At 68.7% G+C, this 18,909-nt stretch carries 14 protein-coding genes; 5 read left to right on the top strand and 9 right to left on the bottom strand.

What is annotated here, in order from left to right:
• The first annotated feature begins 321 nt into the window (after positions 1–321).
• A complete protein-coding gene (locus ACIGAQ_RS29215) occupies positions 322–783 on the top strand; it encodes a MerR family transcriptional regulator (RefSeq protein WP_362283662.1) in 462 nt (153 codons plus the stop codon).
• 5 nt (positions 784–788) lie between these two features.
• Entirely contained in the window at positions 789–1,856 is a 1,068-nt protein-coding gene (locus tag ACIGAQ_RS29210; RefSeq protein ID WP_399787977.1) for an NAD-dependent epimerase/dehydratase family protein, read from the top strand.
• Between the two features lie 153 nt (positions 1,857–2,009).
• On the opposite strand, the gene ACIGAQ_RS29205 is transcribed toward ACIGAQ_RS29210, so the two are convergent.
• Genes ACIGAQ_RS29205 through ACIGAQ_RS29185 form a run of 5 tightly spaced genes read right to left on the bottom strand, consistent with a single transcriptional unit; the run spans position 2,010 to position 10,972 of the window.
• Positions 2,010–4,988 (bottom strand): glycoside hydrolase family 2 TIM barrel-domain containing protein, encoded by a 2,979-nt coding sequence (locus tag ACIGAQ_RS29205; protein WP_399787974.1) that lies wholly within the window; start codon positions 4,986–4,988, stop codon positions 2,010–2,012.
• A 51-nt stretch (positions 4,989–5,039) separates the two neighbouring features.
• Positions 5,040–7,772 (bottom strand): alpha-mannosidase, encoded by a 2,733-nt coding sequence (locus ACIGAQ_RS29200; protein ID WP_399787971.1) that lies wholly within the window; start codon positions 7,770–7,772, stop codon positions 5,040–5,042.
• Positions 7,773–7,816: 44 nt separating this feature from the next.
• Positions 7,817–8,623, bottom strand: a complete 807-nt coding sequence (locus ACIGAQ_RS29195; protein WP_399788458.1) for a carbohydrate ABC transporter permease — start codon at positions 8,621–8,623, stop codon at positions 7,817–7,819.
• A gap of 47 nt (positions 8,624–8,670) precedes the next feature.
• Positions 8,671–9,624, bottom strand: a complete 954-nt coding sequence (locus ACIGAQ_RS29190) for a carbohydrate ABC transporter permease (RefSeq protein ID WP_399787968.1) — start codon at positions 9,622–9,624, stop codon at positions 8,671–8,673.
• 7 nt (positions 9,625–9,631) lie between these two features.
• The gene (locus ACIGAQ_RS29185; protein WP_399787965.1) at positions 9,632–10,972 is read right to left on the bottom strand and encodes an ABC transporter substrate-binding protein; all 1,341 of its coding nucleotides are present in this window, start codon (positions 10,970–10,972) and stop codon (positions 9,632–9,634) included.
• A gap of 168 nt (positions 10,973–11,140) precedes the next feature.
• On the opposite strand from ACIGAQ_RS29185, the gene ACIGAQ_RS29180 reads away from it, so the two are divergent.
• On the top strand, positions 11,141–12,142 hold the full coding sequence (locus ACIGAQ_RS29180) for a LacI family DNA-binding transcriptional regulator (RefSeq protein ID WP_399787962.1): 1,002 nt from the start codon (positions 11,141–11,143) through the stop codon (positions 12,140–12,142).
• A 347-nt stretch (positions 12,143–12,489) separates the two neighbouring features.
• The gene (locus ACIGAQ_RS29175; protein WP_399787959.1) at positions 12,490–13,068 is read left to right on the top strand and encodes a dienelactone hydrolase family protein; all 579 of its coding nucleotides are present in this window, start codon (positions 12,490–12,492) and stop codon (positions 13,066–13,068) included.
• 97 nt (positions 13,069–13,165) lie between these two features.
• Here the strand turns inward: ACIGAQ_RS29175 and ACIGAQ_RS29170 are convergent, their stop codons facing one another.
• The 4 genes from ACIGAQ_RS29170 to ACIGAQ_RS29155 form a co-directional block, all read right to left on the bottom strand.
• Positions 13,166–13,822: a hypothetical protein gene (locus ACIGAQ_RS29170; protein ID WP_399787956.1), complete on the bottom strand. Its 657-nt coding sequence runs from the start codon at positions 13,820–13,822 to the stop codon at positions 13,166–13,168.
• Between the two features lie 48 nt (positions 13,823–13,870).
• Complete coding sequence (locus ACIGAQ_RS29165) at positions 13,871–16,075, bottom strand: glycoside hydrolase domain-containing protein (RefSeq protein ID WP_399787954.1); 2,205 nt, start codon at positions 16,073–16,075, stop codon at positions 13,871–13,873.
• 224 nt (positions 16,076–16,299) lie between these two features.
• Complete coding sequence (locus ACIGAQ_RS29160) at positions 16,300–16,674, bottom strand: hypothetical protein (protein WP_362283617.1); 375 nt, start codon at positions 16,672–16,674, stop codon at positions 16,300–16,302.
• A 101-nt stretch (positions 16,675–16,775) separates the two neighbouring features.
• A complete protein-coding gene (locus ACIGAQ_RS29155) occupies positions 16,776–17,147 on the bottom strand; it encodes a hypothetical protein (RefSeq protein WP_399787951.1) in 372 nt (123 codons plus the stop codon).
• Between the two features lie 576 nt (positions 17,148–17,723).
• Here ACIGAQ_RS29155 and ACIGAQ_RS29150 point away from each other — a divergent pair.
• Complete coding sequence (locus ACIGAQ_RS29150; RefSeq protein WP_399787948.1) at positions 17,724–18,902, top strand: Cmx/CmrA family chloramphenicol efflux MFS transporter; 1,179 nt, start codon at positions 17,724–17,726, stop codon at positions 18,900–18,902.
• Positions 18,903–18,909 lie beyond the last annotated feature (7 nt).

Raw genomic sequence — 18,909 nt, 5'->3', positions numbered from 1 at the left:
TGCCAGGCACCGGAACAACCGGGGCCTGGGCCCTTCGCTCCCCTCCGGATCGCAGCCGCGGTGTGCCCGGGCCGGTGATCTGGGCTGAGGCGGTGGCCGCGACCGTGAGGGACGGCCGATCCCCCACCTCCTCCCCCCTCCCCACCATCGAACGGATATTCGATCTCGCGTGAGGTGGCCCGACCTCTAAGACGGAGTGACCTGGTGTGACGGAGCGCTTCTTCGGCAGTTGAGCACGCAAGTCGGACCGTGAGCGGCTGCTCCAAGCCGCGGAAAAAACGAGCTTGACTTCAAGCGCTTGAAGTACCGGAGGCTGTGAGCATGGCGGGAGCACGCAGGGAACCGAGCAGGGATCTGACCATCCAGGAGATGGCGCAACGATCCGGCTTCAGCGAACCCACGCTGCGCTACTACGAGAAGATCGGCCTGCTGGGAGAAGTGGCCCGGGACGAATCGAGCGGGCATCGTCGCTATACACCCGCGACCGTGGAGCGCATCGAGGCGCTGTCCTGCCTGCGCTCGGCAGGAATGACGGTCAGCGGGATGCGCCGCTATGTGGACCTGCTGGCCCAGGGCGATTCCGCCGCTGTTGAGCAGCGGGACCTGTTCGCCTCGCAGGCGCAGAAACTGGCCGCCGACATCGAACAACTGCAACTGCGCCTGACGTATCTGCGCCGGAAGGCCGACCTGTGGGACGCCCGTGTACGCGGGGACCTGGACGCCGAGCAGCAGGCAGTCGAAGCCGTCGTACGCGTCATGGACCAATTCATGCTGAAGGACTGAACACATTGAGCACTGCAGATTCCACCGTCTCTCCGTCGCACCACGGGACGGTACTTGTCACGGGTGCTACCGGGTTCGTCGGCAGCCACTCGGTCGCCCGGCTGGTACGTGAGGGGTATCGGACCCGGGTGACGGTCCGGGAGCCCGGGCAGCAGGCCGACGTCGTGGCCGCACTCCGGCAGGCGGAGGTCGACCCGTCCGGGCGGCTGGAGTTCGCCGTCGCCGACCTCTCCTCCGACCGCGGCTGGCAGGACGCCATGGAGGGGGTCAGCCACGTACTGCACCACGCATCGCCCTTTCCGACCACCCCGCCCGAGAAGGAGGACGACGTCATCCTTCCCGCCCGCGACGGTGCGCTGCGCGTCATCTCCGCGGCCCGCGACGCCGGCGTCCCTCGGGTCGTGATGACGTCCTCGTACGCTGCGGTCGGTTACACCCTCAAGCCCGACAACCACTACTCGGAGGCCGACTGGACCGACCCGGACACCGAGGGCCTGCCCGCCTATCACAAGTCGAAGGTGCTGGCCGAGCGTGCGGCCTGGGACTACGTCCGTGCCCATGGAGACATGGAACTGACCGTCATCAACCCGACCGGCATCTTCGGCCCCCAGCTCAGCGACCGACCGTCCGCCTCCGTCGGCCTGGTCGGAAACATGCTGGCCGGACGGATGCCGGTGGTGCCGATCATGTATTTCGGCGTCGTCGACGTACGCGACGTCGTGGATCTGCACCTGCGCGCCATGGTGCACCCGAAGGCCGCAGGCGAGCGCTTCCTCGCCGTGGGCGGACCATCGGTGAGCCTCTTCGGCATGGCGCAGATCCTGCGCGAGCACTTCCCCACGGCCGCCGATCTCCTGCCCTCCGTTGAACTCACGGTCGAGCAGGTGCAGGAAGCGGCGAGGACCACGCCTGCCCTGCGGGACGCCGCAGCCCTGCACGGCCGGATCCCTGTGATCAGCAACGAGAAGGCCCGATCCGTACTGGGCTGGGAGCCCCGGGACGTCCGCGAGACGATCCTGGCGACCGCGGACAGCCAGCTCCGGCTGGGCCTCACCCTGTCCAACGGAAGCTGACCCTCAGGCCACGGCTGCGCCGCGCTCGGTGCCACACTGCGCCTCGGTCAACTTGCCGGCCGCCGGGTGCCGCGCCCGATCCGTGGAATGCCGAGCCGAAATGCCGTTCCGGCGGGCACCGCTGTCGCCGGGCGCGTCATCTGACCGGCGGGTTCACCTCGGTCCGCTGATCTGCAGCCGGAGCGTGTACGCCTCCGGGCGCAGGGCGAAGTCCGGCCAGACATCCGGACCGCAGGCCCGCGAGCCCAGTCCGTGCTGGGCCGCGTCGATGTGAAGGTGCGTCGCGACGGACGCGGGGAGTTCATGGGGGTGATCGGCTGCGGCGATCTCCTGGGGCGTGTGCCGGCTGAGGACGAAACCGGGCCGACGCCCACGGGTGTCGGGCAGCGCGACGAGGTGCAGCACCTCCATGCCGCCACTCGTCAGCGACAGCTCGCGCAGTGCGGAACGGTGCCCTGTCTCCTGGGGGCGGGCGTAGTCGACCGACAGGTCGCGGACGGAGGCGGAGAAGCGGCCGGTGCGTGCCGCCCGGATGCTGTCGGGATACGACTCCAGAGGGCCCAGCCCGAACCACTCGGCGCCGTCGATGGGCTGTGTTCCGTCGGGCAGGTCGAAGCGGATTCCGACCCGTGGCCACACTGTCGGCCAGCCGCTTGACGGCTCGATCTGCGCGCGCAGTTCGAGCTCTCCCCCGTCGAGCGTCCAGACGCACTCCACCATGACGAACAGGGCGGAGTTCGCCGCCGAGACTTTGTCGACGGTGCGCAGGGCGTCCGCGGCCTGTTCGACACGCACGCGCCGCGTCGTCAGCCGGTGCAGTCCCTCACGCCGCCACAGTTCGGCGTTCGAGACGCCCGGCACGGCGGCGTCGCTGTGCTCGACCTCGTCGGAGGCGCCCTCGTCGTTGTCGGTCGGTGCCCGGAACAGCTCCAGCCGTGGACCCGACGCGGCACGGTCGGCCAGGCGGACCAACGACCCGCCGACGAAGTCCGCCACGCCCAGGGCCAGGGTTCCGGTGCCCGCCCGCCACTCGGGTCGGGTCCGTGCGGCGGGGACGCGACGGCGGACCGAGCGGTCGACCTGGGCCGTCGCCACCACGTGCCCTTGCGGAGCCCAGGCGGTCTCCGCGGCCAGGACCGCCTCGACGGTGAGCCATGTTTCGGCGTCCGGGGCGACGGTGACCGGCGGCAGCGGCACCCGCCCCGACACTCCCGCCGCGGTGACGGGGACCTCCAGCTCGCCCGACTCCACGACCCTGCCGTCGTGCTCGACACGCCATCGGAACCGCAGGTCCGAGGTGTCGGCCGAGTGCCGCAGATTCGTGACGGCGACCTTGTCCGCCTCGAAGGAGAACATGACGGGCTGCACGACCGCCTTGAACTCGTGCAGGCTCGGCGTGGGCGTGCCGTCGCTGAGCACCATGCCGTCCATCACGAAGTTGCCGTCGTGCACGGCTTCACCGAAGTCACCGCCGTAGGCGTAGAACGGCCTGCCGTCCGCGGTCCTCGCCAGGATGCCGTGGTCACGCCACTCCCACACGAACCCGCCGTGCAGTCTGGGGTGCGCACGTACCAGCTCCTCGTACTGGTCGAAAGCGCCAGGACCGTTACCCATGGCATGGGCGTACTCGCAGAGCAGGAACGGTTTCGTGCGCTGCCGTGCTCCCTGCGCAGGGGTGCAGCCGAGCAGCGGCACCCGAGAGCCGTCGGTGCCGATCGCCTCGGTCTCCGGCACGGACGCGTACATGCGGGAGTAGACGTCCGTGTACTCACCGGCATGATCGCCCTCGTAGTGCACGGGCCGGCCGGCGTCGCGGGAGTGGACCCAGGAGGACATGGCGGCCAGGTTGCTGCCGGTGCCCGCCTCGTTGCCGAGCGACCAGAGCACGATGCTCGGGTGGTTCTTGTCCCGTTCCACGGTGCGCCGGATGCGGTCGAGATACGCCTCGCGCCACGCCGGGTCGTCGCTGGGATTGCCCTTCCAGTCGACCTTGTGAAATCCGTGCGTCTCCAGGTCGCATTCGAGAACGACCCAGAAGCCGAGCTCGTCGGCGAGGTCGAGCAACCGTGGGTGGGGCGGGTAGTGGCTGGTGCGGATGGCGTTGACGTTGAACCGCTTCATGAGGGCGAGGTCCTCGCGGGCGTGTTGCTCGTCGAAGACGCGACCGCGCTCGGGGTGTGTCTCGTGGCGGTTCACGCCGTGGAAGACGACGCGCCTGCCGTTGACCAGGAACTGATCGCCCCGGATCTCGACGGTGCGGAAGCCCACGCTCAGGGAAAGGGTCTCGGCCGCATTGGACACCGTGGCCCGGTAGAGGTGGGGGCGCTCGGCCGACCAGGGCGTGACCTCGGGGATGTCCAGGGGCGCGACGTCGTCTTTCGTGGCCCATACCTGTTCGACGCCGAGTTCGGGGATGCGCAGCGTGATCGGGAAGGCCGCAGCGTCGGCGACCACCTCGGGGTCGATGTGCCCGCGACCGGAGTCGAACCCGGTCCGCAGCCAGACGTCATCGATGCCGGCCGCAGGGCGGGCGAGGAGGGTGACGTCGCGGAAGATGCCGGGAAGCCACCACTGGTCCTGGTCCTCGACGTAGCTCGCCGCCGACCACTGGTGCACTCGCACGGCGACGACGTTGTCCCCCGGACGCACCGACGACGTCACGTCGAACTCGTGGGCGAGACGGCTGCCACTGGCGCTGCCGATCTCCACCCCGTTCACCCACACCCGGAACAGTGACTCGACACCGTCGAAGCGCAGCACGACCCGCTCCGCGTCCGTCCACCCTGCGGGCAGCTCGAAGACGCGCCGGTAGTCCCCGGTCGGGTTCTCGTCGGGGACGTGTGGCGGATCCATCGGGAACGGGAACTGGACGTTGGTGTAGATCGGCCGGCCATAGGCACCGTCACCCTCGAGCACCCAGTGCGAGGGCACCGCCATGTCCTCCCAGTCGTGGTCGTCGAAGTCCTCGACGGCAAAGTCCTCCGTCACCGACGCCGTCGGGGACAGCCGGAACCGCCAGGAGCCGTTCAGGGACAGGGAGGGGGCGTCGGAGTGGAGCCAGGAGCGGGCCGGGCGGAGTGCGCCACGCCCCGGCGTGACGTCCGACACGAGGTCGGTGAGCTCGGAAGGCAAGAGTGACAACTTTCTGCTGGCAACAGGCGTGTGGGGTGGGGGACTTGACGGTCACCTGAGCACGAGGGTCCGGATCTCCCAGGGGCCGAGGGAGAGTTCCAGGCCGTCGCGCGCCACGGGTACGGGTGCGAGGACTCTGCCGAGCAGGTCAACCGTGGTGGCCTCGGTGAACGCCCCGGTGAGCCGGGCCACGGACGCGGTGTCGCGCATGCAGGTCAGGCGGATCTCGGTGCCCGCGCCGAGGGTGTCGTCGGCGACGCGACGGACGCACGAGACGTGGATGTCCTCACCGTCGACCTGGATCCCGGTCGCGGCAGGCGGCAGCTGTCCGCCGGCGGGTCCGCTTCCGCGGGCGACGAGCACCTCGTTGCGGAACTCGTCGGCGAGGCCGACGGCGTGGGCGCCCTGCCAGCCTGCTGCCGCGGGGACGACGGCAAAGCGGTGCTCGATGCGCATGCCGAGTTCCTGCGCCCCGGGCGCGGGGATCTCGCTCGCCGCGGGTTCGTCACGCAGCGGGTGGATGTTGACACTGATCGAGCCGATGGCGCGCAGCAGGGTGATGGCGAGGGCGGCCCCGTCCTCCACCACTTCGTACTCGGTGGAGTGGTCGAGCAGCACGGTGGCCGGGCCCGCCGACACGAAGGTACTGGCGGGGAAGGTCGGCAGGGGGTACTCGCCCCAGCCGCCCTCAGCGGTGAGACCACGATCGGTGACGGCGAACTGCCCGGCGGCCGCGGAGCTGTTCACACGCTCGGGCAGCGGCACGTGCAGGCGCAGCCGGTGGTCGGCGCAGCGGTTGAGGAACGAGGTGGAGACACGGATGAACGGTTCCCCGGTGCGTACCTCCACGAGCATCTCCACCGGTGTCGGCACGTTCTGTTCGCTGCGCACGTCACGATCGCTGGACAGGCCGGCCGGCCATGCGAAGACGCGCGTGACGCGCAGTCGGGCGCGCAGCGGACCGCTTTCGAGGACGTCGACGACGACCCGAACGGGTTCGGACACGAGGACGTCGGCGGCCGGGGGTGCGTAGTTGTAGCTGTCGCCCCGGTCACCGCCGTCGACGAGTCGGCCGACGCCGTACAGGATCGTCCCGTCGGGACCGGTCACGTCCAGGGTCCCGTCGGAGGCGACTTCGACCTCGACCAGTCCGTTGGTCAGGGTGCGCGACGTGGCGGTGGCGGGGACGACCGGCGTGTCCGGGGCGGCGGACGGCTCGCTCGCCTCGACGCGGAAGCTCGTCAGGCCGAGGGCCGGGACGCGCACCGGGACCAGCGCGCTGGCGCGGGCCTGCGTCAGCGTCCGCACCTGCCACTCGCCCGGGTGTGCGGCGGCTGCGGCGGCGACGTCCCGACGCAGCACCATGAGGTCGAAAGGACCGCTGGTGGGGACTTCGGCGAGGTGGAAGACGAGCGAGTGGGGGGTGAGCTCGTACCGGTCGATGAGCCGGCCGAACAGCTCGCGGCGGTGGATGCGGCGCAGTACCCGCTCCAGCTGCGAGGCGTCCATGCGCTCGTCGCTGAGCACGGTCGGGGCCTCGGAGACCAGCTGCACGGGCTGCGCGGACCCCTCGGCCGAGCGTGCGACCAGGACCGATCCTTCGACGGGCGCCACGACGTCCACCTCGACCAGCGCGGTACGCGCCGACGTCAGCGGGTTCACGACCAGGTGTCCGTCCGCGGGCACCAGGGCGGCGGGCCCGGCGAGCGCGGCGTCCCGCACCGCACGGGCCGTCTGGGCGGCCTCGGCGAGGCGCGCGGCGACCTGTTCGCAGGTCTCGTCGGTGCCGGAGCCCACCACCGAGTCGTGTGCCGTCGATTCGACGATCTTGTGCCAGGCGAGGGTGAGGAATGCGGAGTCGTCCCGCGCGGAGCACATCGCGTTCATGCGCTCGGCGTGGTCGACGGTGCGTTCGGCGAGCGCCATCCGCTGCTTGAGGCCGAGCCGCACCGACAGCACGCCGGGCAGGATGTTCCCGCGCACGTGGCTGCGCAGTTCACCGGTGACGACGGCGCTCACTTCGTCCCGCACGTGCTGGCGGATGTATTCGTCGAGCGTCGCGACGGTGATGGCACGACCCTCCTCGGCGGCCCGCCGGAGCCAGGACGCCAGGCGCGGATCGGGGGCGCTGTGATCGGTGCCGGCCATGGCCAGCACCGGGTCACCGCCCCACCGCCGGGCTGTCATCTCCGCATACTCGCCGAGCGCGGTGCCGATCCGGTCGGGCACGAGAAGGACGTCGAGGCCGTTGTCGTAGCCGTCGAAAAGGAACTCGGTGCGGACCTCCGAGCCGTCGGGGGCGCGCCAGCGGAAGGCGTGGCCGTCGACGGTGCCGGGCACGCCCCGCCACAGCGCCGCGTGTTCGATGCCGGCGCGAGCCAGGATCTGGGGCATCTGTGCGACGTGGCCGAACATGTCGGGCAGGTAGCCGATCGGCATCGCGCCGCCCAGGCGTTCAGCGGCTGCCCATCCCATCCGCAGGTTGCGCACGATGGTCTCGCCGGAGCAGAGGAATTCGTCGAGGAGGATGAGCCAGGGGCCCACGGCGAGACGTCCCTCGCGGACCAGCGCCGCGAGCCGGTCCCGGTTCTCGGGGCGCATCTCCAGGTAGTCCTCGACGGCGGCCATCTGCCCATCGACGGTGAACCGGAAGTCCGGATCGGTCTCGGCCGTCTCCAGGACGGTGTCGAGGGCCTGGACGAGCCGGTGCCGGAAGACCTGGAACGGCTCGTACCACTCCCGGTCCCAATGGAAGTGGGGCACGAACACGGCGGAGTCGGGCATCGTCGGGGACCTTCTGTGTGCGGGGCGGGCGGTGGGGTGTGCTGTCACTTGAGCGATCCGGCGGCGAGTCCCGAACGCCAGAACCGTTGCAGCAGGACGAAGACGATGATCACCGGCACGATCGACACCAGGGAACCGGTGATCACGGACTGCTGCAGCAGGGGGGCGCGTGCCGTCTGGCCGTTCCACTGGTACAGGCCGAGCGTGAGGGGGAAGAGCGATTCCTTCTGCAGCATCACCATCGGCAGGAAGAAGTTGTTCCAGATGGCCACGAACTGGAACAGGAAGACGGTCACCAGGGCGGGCGTCATCAACTTCAGGGCCACCGAGAAGAAGGTGCGGAACTCGCCCGCGCCGTCCAGCCGCGCCGATTCGATCAGTTCCTGCGGGACTGCGGCGTTGGTGAAGATGCGTGCGAGGTAGACGCCGAAGGGACTGACGATGCTGGGCAGGAAGACCGCGAGATAGGTGTTGACGAGTCCGGTCGCCGAGAACAGCAAGAACAGCGGAAGAGCGAGCGCGGTCGTGGGGACGAGGACACCGCCGAGGATCACCGAGAACAGGAACTCCCGCCCCCGGAAGGGGAATGTGGCCAGGGCGTACCCGCACAACGCGGAGATCAGCGTCCCCACCGCGGCGCCCAGCACCGCGTAGAGGATCGTGTTGAGCGCCCACCGGCCGAAAATGCCGTCACTTCGGGTGAACAGGATGCGCAGGTTCTCGAACAGGTTGAAGTGCGAGAAGGCCAGCCCGTTGGTGGAGGCGAGGTCACCTTGCGGCTTGGTCGCGGCGACGATCAGGAAGTAGACCGGCAGCAGGAAGTAGACGGCCAGCAGCAGCATCAGCGCCATCACTGCCGTGCGGCTGACACGGCTTTCCCGCATCGTGGATCGCGTGCTCACAGCCCCGCCCTCTTCGAGGTCAGTCGCATGAAGCCGAAGCTCAGGACGAACGTGATGACCGCGATGACCACCGAAATGGCCGCGGCCTGCTGGTAGTTGTTTCCGGACGCCACCGCATAGGCCAGCATGTTCGGCGTGAACGTGCTGGAGATGTGTGAGGAGATCTGGCGCAGCACGGCCGGCTCGGCGTACAGCTGGAGCGTGCCGATGATCGAGAAGACCGTGGTCAGGACGATCGACGGGAGGATGATCGGCACTTTGATGCGCCAGGCGATCGTCCAGTTGGTCGCACCGTCGATGCGGGCCGCCTCATACAGCTCCTGCGGAATGGACTGCAGCGCCGAGTACATGATCAGCATGTTGTAGCCGGTCCACAGCCACGTGGAGACGTTGGCCGCCGACCACAGCACCGCGCCCGGACCGAGGAAGTCCGCCTCGACGCCGATGCCCCCGAGGAGTTCGACGACCGGGCTCAGCTGCGGCGAGTACAGGTACGACCACATGATCGCGGCGATCACACCGGGCACCGCGTAGGGCATGAAGGCAGTGATGCGGAAGAAGGCCTTGAACCGCAGCAGGGGGGTGTCCAGCAGCAGCGCGATGATCAGCGCGGTGAACAGCATGACCGGTACCTGGACGATGCCGAACAGCCCGATGCGGCCGATGCTGGCCCAGAACTCGCTGTTCTGGAAGACCTGCCCGTACTGCTCGAAACCGCCGAAGGTCGTGTAGGAGGTGCCGTACTGGCCACCGGTGCGCCGCACGACACGGAAGCTCTGCCAGAGCGCGTAGCCGACCGGCACCAGGTAGAACAGCACGAACGGCAGGAAGAAGGGGGTCACGAAGGCGAGGACGGTCCCGGCCCGCGGGCCGCCGCTGAGGCGGCGAGGGCTCTTGGGCGGGTGCACCGCACGGAGGGTGTGGCCGGCCTGGGTGGCGATGTCGGTCATGCCGAGGTCACTTGCCCGCTGCGGCCGGGATGGCCTGGTCCTTCATGGACTGCAGTGCGGTCGCCTGCGCCTTGGCGAGAGCGTCCTTGAGGGTCCCGTCCCCGGCCGTGGCCTTGGCCATCGCGTCCTGCAGGGCCAGGTTCACCGTCTTCTGGGTCGGGCCCCAGGCGAAGCTGGTGTCGATCTTCCGGGACGAGTCGGCGAAGACATCGAAGATCTTCTCGTTGCCGTAGTACGGAACGCCCTTGGACAGGGCGGGCAGTCGGAGCCCCGCGTGCGCAGCGGGGTAGAGACCGCCGAGCTCGTTCTCCATCGCGAGGGCTTCGGGGTCGCTGTTGAGCCAGGTGTTGAACTTCACCGACTCGTACAGGTGCCTGCTGCCCTTCATGAACGCCACGGTCGAGCCGCCCCAGTTGCCCGAGGAGTCGTTCGAGCCCCATGTCGGCATGGGCACGATCGACCATTTGCCCGCCTGCTTGGGCAGGTTGTCGCGGAACATGCTGTAGCCCCAGGCGGCGCCGACGTAGCTGGCGATCTGGTCCTTCTGGTACGCGGCGTACATCTGCGTGGAACCATGGGCCAGGTCGGTGCGCACCAGCTTGTCGGAGATCAGTTTCTGCCAGTAGTCGGCGACCTGCTTGCTCTGCTCCGAGTCGACGGTCACGTGCCACTTGTCGCCTGCGTAGCCGTACATCTTTGCGTTGTTCTGCCAGAGCAGGCCGTTGAACCACTCGGCGTTGTTCGGGTCGAAGAACGTGATGTCCAGCTTGGGGTCCGCCTTGTGCAGCTTCTGCGCAGCGGTGGCGTATTCGGCCCAGGTCCTGGGGATCGCGACGCCGTGCTTCTTGAAGAGGTCACTGCGTACGAACAGCGCCATCGGGCCGGTGTCCTGCGGCAGCGCGAACACTCCGGTTCCGCCGAAGCTGGTCTGCGACCAGGTCCAGGGGACGAACTTGGACTTGGCGGCGATGGCGCTCTTGCAGCCGGAAGCATCGACGAAGGCGCTCTGCGTGCGCAGGCTGGGCAGCTGGTCGTAGCCGACCTGCGCCAGGTCGGGCGCCTTGCCCGCCTTGAGGGCGTTGCCGAGGATCCCGTACTGGTCGTTGGAGATGTTCTTCGTCTCGACCTGGATGTTCGGGTTCTTCCGGTTCCACAGCGCGACGACCTTGTCCATGCCGGGAACGGTGTTCCAGTACTGAAGGACGACCTTCCCCTTGGCCGGGGCACACGACGCTGCGGAGGCGTTGTCCGAGCCCGTGGGCGAGGAGGAACAGCCGGCGAGGAGCGCGGCGATACCGGCGGCTGTGGCAAGGGCGGCGAGACGCGTGCGCGTAACTGTGTTGCTCATGTTTTCCGTTCCCAGAGAACGACTGGCGGCGGATGCCTGGGCGGGTTGGAACCAACGGCCGTGAGCGGTAACGTGAGCGCTCACGGGAGCTAAACGATTCAGAGTTTGCGCTTATGTGCGGACAAGAGTCAAGGCTCTGGAGTGGCACCGAACGGACAGGGGTGAGTGATGGCGTCGTCTGCGGGCGGTCCACGCAGGGTGACCATCGACGATGTGGCGCGGGCCGTCGGCGTATCACGGCAGACCGTGTCACGGGCGCTGAACGACAAGGGCGAGATCGACGCCTCCACAAAGCAGCGCGTACTGGACGCGGCCCAGGAGCTGGGCTATCGGCCCAGCCGCTTCGCCCGGGGGCTCGTACGCCAGGACTCCATAAGCGTCGGTCTGGTGATCCCCGACCTGCTCAACCCCTTCTTCACCGAGGTCGCCGCCGCGGCACTGGAGGCCGCGCGCAAGCGTGGCTGGCACGTCGTCGTCTACGACACCGGCGACCGCGCGGAGGAGGAAAGGGGCACGCTGGAGGTGATCGCCTCACAGGTGGACGCCGTCGTGGGCTACCTCAGTCTGCCCGAGGACGAGATCGACAAGCTGCTCCGCGGGCTGCCTGTCGTACTCATCGGCCGTGAGCACCGCGCCGAGCGGTTCAACGCCATCAGGATCGACGGTGAGGCGGGCGTCCACGACGCGATCCGGCACTTGGCCGACGCAGGACACCGCCGCATCGGCATGCTCGACCATGCCGCACGCTCCGAACCCAGCATCCGCTACCACTGGTACACCGCCTCCATGGCCGCCTGCGGCCTGGAACCCGCTGCGGTCAGCCGTGCCGAACAGAGCGTCGAGGGAGGACGACACGCGCTGCGTGCGCTCCTCACCGACCACCCCGACGTGACCGCCGTGTTCACGTTCAACGACATCATCGCCATCGGGGCACTGCGCGCCGCGCGCAGCCTCGGGCGTCGGGTTCCGGAGGACCTGGCGGTCATCGGCTTCGACGGCCTCCAACTCGGCACCCTCGTCGAGCCCGCTCTGACCACCGTGGCAATGGACACGCGCGAACTCGGCGCACTGGCCGTCGAGCAGGCCGGACGACTGCTGGCCCGCAGCGGACCGCTCAGCCATGACGAAGCGACGGTCAAAGCCACACTGCGGCTACGCGAGTCCGGCTGAGCCGATGCCGGGCGAGGAGCCTCATCCCGCTGCGGGCGCCGCGGGATGACCCGCGTGCGCGTGGTGCGTCGGTACACCGGCCGGAATCGTGGCCGAGCCACCCGGCAGCGATCGGCCACCCGTGCATCTCGAACCACACACAGCGCCCCGACCCTCACGCCGGCGCCCTCGCGGTGGACGAGCGAAGCCGGGATCGGCCCGGCGCAGCGGGCGGCCCGGACCGACCAGCGCGCCGGGATGAGCATCGGTCTGCACAGGAAGGCCCGGCCGAGGCGCGTCGATGTCAGTGCTGCGGCCCATACTTGTGCAGCGGCGCCGCCAGGGCATCGCAGCGCGAGGGGAGCATCATGGCTGAGGTGCTGGTCTTCCACCATGGACACGGGCTGACCGCCGGCGTTCGCAGTTTCGCCGAGCAGTTGCGACGGGCCGGACACACCGTCCACGCTCCAGATCTGTACGAAGGGCAGGTGTTCGACAGTCTGGAGGAGGGCGCCGCCTATGCCCAGAGCGTCGGGTTCGACACCATCACCGCACGCGGAGCCGCCGCCGCCGACGGAATGCCTGCGGATCTCATCTATGTTGGTTTCTCGCTCGGCGTCCTGCCGGCGCAGAAGCTGGCCCAGACTCGCCCCGGTGCAAAGGGTGCGCTGTTGCTCGAGGCGTGCGTCCCGGTCTCGGAGTTCGGCACCACCTGGCCTCGAGACGTCCCTGTTCAGATTCACGGCATGGACGCAGATCCGTTCTTCGTCGGAGAGGGCGATGCGGACGCCGCCCGCGCGGTCGTCGAGACGGTGACGGATGCCGAGCTCTTCCTCTACCCCGGCGACAGACACCTGTTCACCGACAGCAGCCTGCCGTCCTACGACGAACAAGCCGCGATGCAGGTCACCCATCGGGTGCTCGGCTTCCTCGACCGCATCAAGTAGGGCACGAACGACCTGATCCAGTCGCTGCGTACAGCGGCCAGGGTCCCGGTGCCGGCCGGAAGGTATCGGTGCCGGCACCGGTCGCGCTGCAGGGACGTCAAGCGCCCAGAGCGAGCGTCCCCGCACCCTGGCCGGGTGCGGCATCCCAGCCGCGGATCCTGGCCGCGAGTCGCTTCAGGCGGGCGTCCGAGGGAGGCACGTCGATCTGGAAGTGTGACTCGTTCGGGCGCCGGAAGTCTCCGCCCCAGGCCACGACGCCCTGGCATTCCTTGAGGATGTCTCGGAGCGTGGCCCGTTGGTGGGGAAAGAGACCGTCCTTGACGCCCTCCGGGTACCAGGTCGGGCGGATCGCGACCGCGGTCCCCGAAGCGTGGTTGGTCGCGTAACCCTTCAGCTTGCCGTCCGCAGGGCGGAAGCCGATCACCTCACCGTCGACGAGCGTGTCGATCTCGTAGTGGTAGCGGCGGATGACATGGACGAGCACGGTCGCCGCTTCGCCGATGCGCAGGGCCACGGAAACGGAACTGCCCGCCACCTTTCGGGTCCAGATGGCTCCCGCGGTGTCGGCCTGTCGTTCCATCGGCCAGCCGTTGGCGCTCGTGGGTTGTGCAGGCGGGCCGTCCGCGGCCGCCGCCCGTGTGGACGCGGACGCGGAGGAGGGGATCGCGAGCGTGGTGAGGCCCGCCGCCGTGGTCAGGCCGAGGCCGGTGCGCAGCACGCCACGGCGCGAGGGGGGTGAGGATGCGATGGTCATGCCCGTCCTGTCTGGGAGTGTGGACTGCGATGGGTGGCGATGGACGCCTCAGAGGCCGCGCAGAGGCGCGTTGTACTTCTCGAAGACCTGGTGAAGGCCGAGCATCGCCCTGCCGTAGTTCTGGGCTCGTTCGTCGGTGCCGTTGTAGCGGGCCAGTGTCAGACGGGTGTGCTCCTCACTGGTCGACATGGACGGCTGTGGGACGCCGACATCGGCGGCTCCCTCGATCAGGACCGTGGGCATCGTGCTGATGTTGTACTCGTGGTCGTTGTGCAGTCGTTGCCAGACGTTCCAGAGGTCGTTCTCGTTGGCCGCGTCCATGATGGTGCCGCCGATCAGGCCCGCCCGGATGCAGTGGTTGCGGCCGCGGATGGCGGTGGCGGCGAAGATCTGCCCGAGGCCGGTGCTGGCATCGTTCTTGGTGCTGAGTCCGGTCCCGTCGTAGTGGTCGATGACCGCCTCGTCACCGAGGACATCCAGCTTGTTGTACATCCGTGTCTCCCACAGCAGCGGGCTCTGGATGAGGGCCTTGCGCATTCTGAAGGTGCGGGCGAGCCGGGTGACCAGCCCGTCGAAGCTCATCAGGATGTCGAACGACTTGGTGGTCGACCGGTAGGTGAGGGACTGGGCGCCCTCGTCCCCGCCTTCCTCCGGTACGCCCAGGGAGTTGAGGAGATACGACTGCACGTCCGCCAGCAGGGCGTCCCGTCTGGACATGTCCATACTGACGTCCAGGTCAGCGGTGATCTGCTGGGGGTTGTACGTGTTCTGGCCGGAGTCACGGCCGGACACGATGTTGTTGTCGATCTCGATCAGGCCGCTGCCCGCCCCCACCGAGATGGTGGAGATCTGGTCGAACGCCCAGTCACTGGGCAGCGGATACCCGAGGTTCCCGGAGAAGCCCGTGGACATGTCGCAGACGAAACTGGCCGAGGTGTATCCCGCGGCGGCGACGCGACTGCACACGTTGCGGGGCCCGTAGATACCCGTCAGGTACCCCTGGCCGTGCTCGTTCATCACGTCCCGGATCGCCCGGAAGTGCGGAAGGATGTTGTCGGTGACCTCGTAGTCGAGCGCGTCGAAGTCCACAGCGAAGTAGATGCGTGTGCCCGGCTTGAAGCCGTAGTGCTTGGCCCGCTCGATGGCGGCGAAGGCGTCGGCGACGCCCTGTTCACGGCGGAAGTAGGCCGCTTCCCCGCCCCAGGTCTGGTAGATCGGGAAGCAGCTCAGGCCGTGCGCGGCCATCCGGCCCAGCTCACCGGACTTGATCTTCTTGTCGAGTGAGGTGTTGGGAACGTTCGACAGGTAGCGGCCCACGATCTGGTACCCCGCGTCCCTGAGCGCCACCGCCCGTTCGTTGGTGACCTCGGTGACGCAGTCCGCCGCAGTCCCCTTGCGGGTGGCGTCACCGGTGGACACCAGCAGCGAGGCCCAGGTCTGGAAGTCGCCGCGGCCGGTGACCGGGAGCTTCACGAAGTTCTGGAAGCTGCGTACGCGGGTGGCCAGATCCGCGTCGAACTGACTGGAGAAGAACACCCCGCCTCGCTTGTTGAAGATCATGGCGGCGGTGAAGAGACTCACCCACGTGCCCGACGACCCCTCCGACAGAAGGTTGTTCCTGATGCCCTGCTGGGTGCCCGGGCCGAAGACGCCGTTCGCGACGTCATCGCTCATACCGATCTCGTACTGGATCGCGAACATGAGGGCCTTCTGCACGTCCCGTGAGAAGTGGCCGTCGCACGGGACGATGAAGAAGTTCCGGCGGCCGACGTAGCGGCCGTTCATCCACTGCTGTACCGCGCGGGTCAGCTCGCTGCCACCCTCGGTGACGACGTAGGCGTCCATGGTCAGCAACGCCTTGAAGACCTTCGGCGTCACACCGTCCGCCAAGGCTCCGTCGACGCCCATGTTCTGCGTCAGCTCGCGGACCGAGGCTGCGACCAGGCTGTTGTAGGTGCCGTCGATGCCGCCGCCGTCGTATCCCTTGCAGTACAGCGCCGACTGCACGATCTTGAGGATCTTCTCGTGCCGGGTGCCCGCGTCGATGACGGGGTGGCGGGACTGGAGGGTGGCGAGCGTGGTGGGGCCGAAGCTGTCGGACAGGGCGGTGATGCCCAGTTCGTACTGAAGCGCCCGGGTCAGTGCGAACATGACGGCCCAGCCGGTGCGGCCGTTCTCCTCCACCTTGGGGATTCCGCCGACGTTGTAGGAGTTGATGAACTTCTGTGCCTCGATGACCATTTGATCGGCCATGCTGGGTCCTCTCACAGGCACGCGGCGGATGGCCGGCGCGAGCGCAGATGTTGGCTGCCACCAGGCGGTGCAGACGATGGGGTGGGCGGATCCGTCGTGGTTCGCGCGGATGCCGGAAGCGTGGCACGGCCGGGAACGCCTCCTCGCGGGCCGGTGCGCGCACCGGCCCGCGAGGAGGCGTTCTTCAGCAGGTCGTTCTCTCGACCATGTACGTCGCCACGGCGTCAGCAGTACTCGACGCCGTCGATCCAGTTGGTGGCGTTGTCGAGGTAGTAGCTGGCCATGTAACCGCGGTGACCGCTCGGGGTGAGCACCCACACCCAGTAGGGGTTGCCGCCCACGGTCTGCGCGCCCTCCTGCTGGCAGTACACCCACACCTTGGCCGGGTTGCTCACCGTTGTCTGCACGGAGGGACAGTTGGCGGCGGACGGGTACAGATAGCACTGCTCCCCGCCGCCGGCACGGACGTTGACGCCGGAGGCCCAGACACCGTACAGGCCCTCGCCGTGTCCGGTCGCGTGGGCAGAGCCCGCCGTGCCGAAGACCAGGCCGGCGGCGGCGATGGCCGTGGACGCCACGGCAGCGGCAGCGGCTCTCACGGAACGGATCATGTTGGTTTCCCCCTCGGGACGGTTGGACGATCGATGCCGGATCGGCATCCGTGAACGATGGCGACGGAGCCGGCCGTGATCCCTTGCTGTCACCCGGGCGAGCAAGGGATCAGGGGGTTGGTCTCGGAGCTGACGGACGTGTCCTTCATCCATCCCCACACTCCGTTGTCCGCCTTGGTCAACAACCAGCGGTTGGGGTGCGGGCCGCCCACGTAACCGCCGTGGTCGAGGCGGCAACTGAACCAACTGTACGTCGTGTACATGTAACCGACGACCTTGCCGGTGCCGTCGAACTTGTCGTAGACCTTCGCGGCGTAGACGTTGTAGCAGTAGTAGGCGTTGGTCTCGAGCGTGCACTGGTGCTGGGCGCCCGCCGAGGCTGTGGGCGTGATCAGGCCCAGGCTTCCCAGCGCGGCGGCGACGGTCAGTGCCACGGCTCGTGCCCGCAGGTGAAATTGCATGAAGTATCCCCCCTCTTCGTGCAGCCGTCGTCAGTGGTGGGCTGAGGCCGGCAGATGGGCGGGTCGGTCTCTGCCACGTACGCGGAGGTGCTGTACCCGTGCCGCGCGGCCGATCCGCTCGTGGACGGAAGGCTAGGAGAGTGCCGCCGGGTCCGGTCCTGACAGATGTCAGGGAGTCAGCAGGGACGCGGAGGGGCCGGAGGGCGGGCAGGGACGTCGGCCAGCCGGCCGGCGTGATCCGTCGGGTTGGCCGCGCGCCGGTCATCGGACGGCGTCTCCCGCACCTCGATCTCGGTCCGTCTTCCCCAAGGCCGACGCATGACACAGGGGGTGGTGCAAGCCGACGGCTGTGAAAGCAGGATGCTTCGACGGGCGTCGGTCGGGTAGCGTGCGGGACATGTCGAGTCCTGAGTCAGACAAGGTGGGGGCTTTCGGTCACGCCGTCAGCCCCCTGCACCACTGAGCTCGTAGCCCTGTCGTCACGCCGCGTTCCGCGGTGGGACGAGCGTGCGCTCGGGGCCGGCCGCGGTGACGAGATGAGTTTCCTCGTGCCTCTCCTCACCTCGGAGCCACTCGATGCCTCTCCCGCTGTACCTGCTTGCCCTGGCGGTCTTCGCCATGGGCACCTCGGAGTTCATGCTCGCCGGCCTTCTGCCGGACATCGCCTCGGATCTCGACGTCACCGTCGGGACAGCAGGCACGCTCACCTCGGGCTTCGCGATCGGCATGATCGTCGGCGCTCCCCTGGTGGCCGCGCTTGCCCGCACCTGGCCGAGGCGCCCGGCCCTTCTCGGCTTCGTCCTCGTGTTCGCGGCAGCTCACGCAGCGGGCGCCGTCACCACCAGCTTCCCCCTCCTGTTCGCCACCCGGGTCGTCGCCGCGCTCACGAACGCAGGGTTCCTCGCCGTCGCTCTGACCGCTGCGGCCGGGCTGGTCTCCCCCGACAGAAAGGGACGCGCGCTGGCCGTGCTGCTGTCGGGCACGACGGTGGCCACGATCGCCGGTGTCCCCGGTGGGTCGGTCCTCGGCGCGGCACTCGGCTGGCGAGCCACCTTCTGGGCCGTCGCCGTGCTCTGCCTGCCGGCCGCTCTCGGCATCCTGAAAGGCGTCCCGGCAGGACGTGGCGAGGACGAGGCGACCGGCAGGCCGGCGTTGCGAACGGAGCTCGCCCAACTCACCCGGCCGCGGCTGCTCCTGGTGATGCTGCTCGGCGCGCTGGTGAACGCGGCCACCTTCGGCAGCCTCACCTTCCTCGCCCCCGTGGTGACCGACAGCGCCGGGCTGGGCGAGTTGTGGATCTCTGTCGCTCTGGTGCTCTTCGGTGCCGGTTCCTTCGTGGGCGTCACCGCCGCCGGACGGCTGTCCGACCGAAGTCCCGGCCCGGTCATCGCGGTCGGCGGTCCGTTGCTGCTCATCGGCTGGCCGGCTCTGGCAGTGCTGGCCGACGAGCCGGCCGCCCTGCTCACCCTCGTATTCGTGCAGGGCGCACTGTCGTTCGCGCTGGGCAGCACCCTGATTACGCGGGTCCTCTACGAGGCCGCCGGAGCCCCCACCATGGCCGGTTCCTACGCGACGGCGGCACTCAACGTAGGCGCCGCCGTCGGCCCCCTTGTGGCTGCGGCCACGCTCGGCACCGAAGCCGGGATCCTCGGACCGCTCTGGGCGAGCGGACTCCTCGTCACGGTCGCGCTGCTCATCGCGCTCCCCCTCCTCAGCGTCGTCACGGCCCGCCGAAGTACTGAGGTACCGCGGTGACACTTGC

Source organism: Streptomyces sp. NPDC085932, from assembly GCF_044540525.1.
GTDB classification, from domain to species: Bacteria; Actinomycetota; Actinomycetes; order Streptomycetales; family Streptomycetaceae; genus Streptomyces; species Streptomyces levis.
Note: the sequence above shows the minus strand (reverse complement) of the source record. Positions and strands in the feature narration are given on the sequence as shown.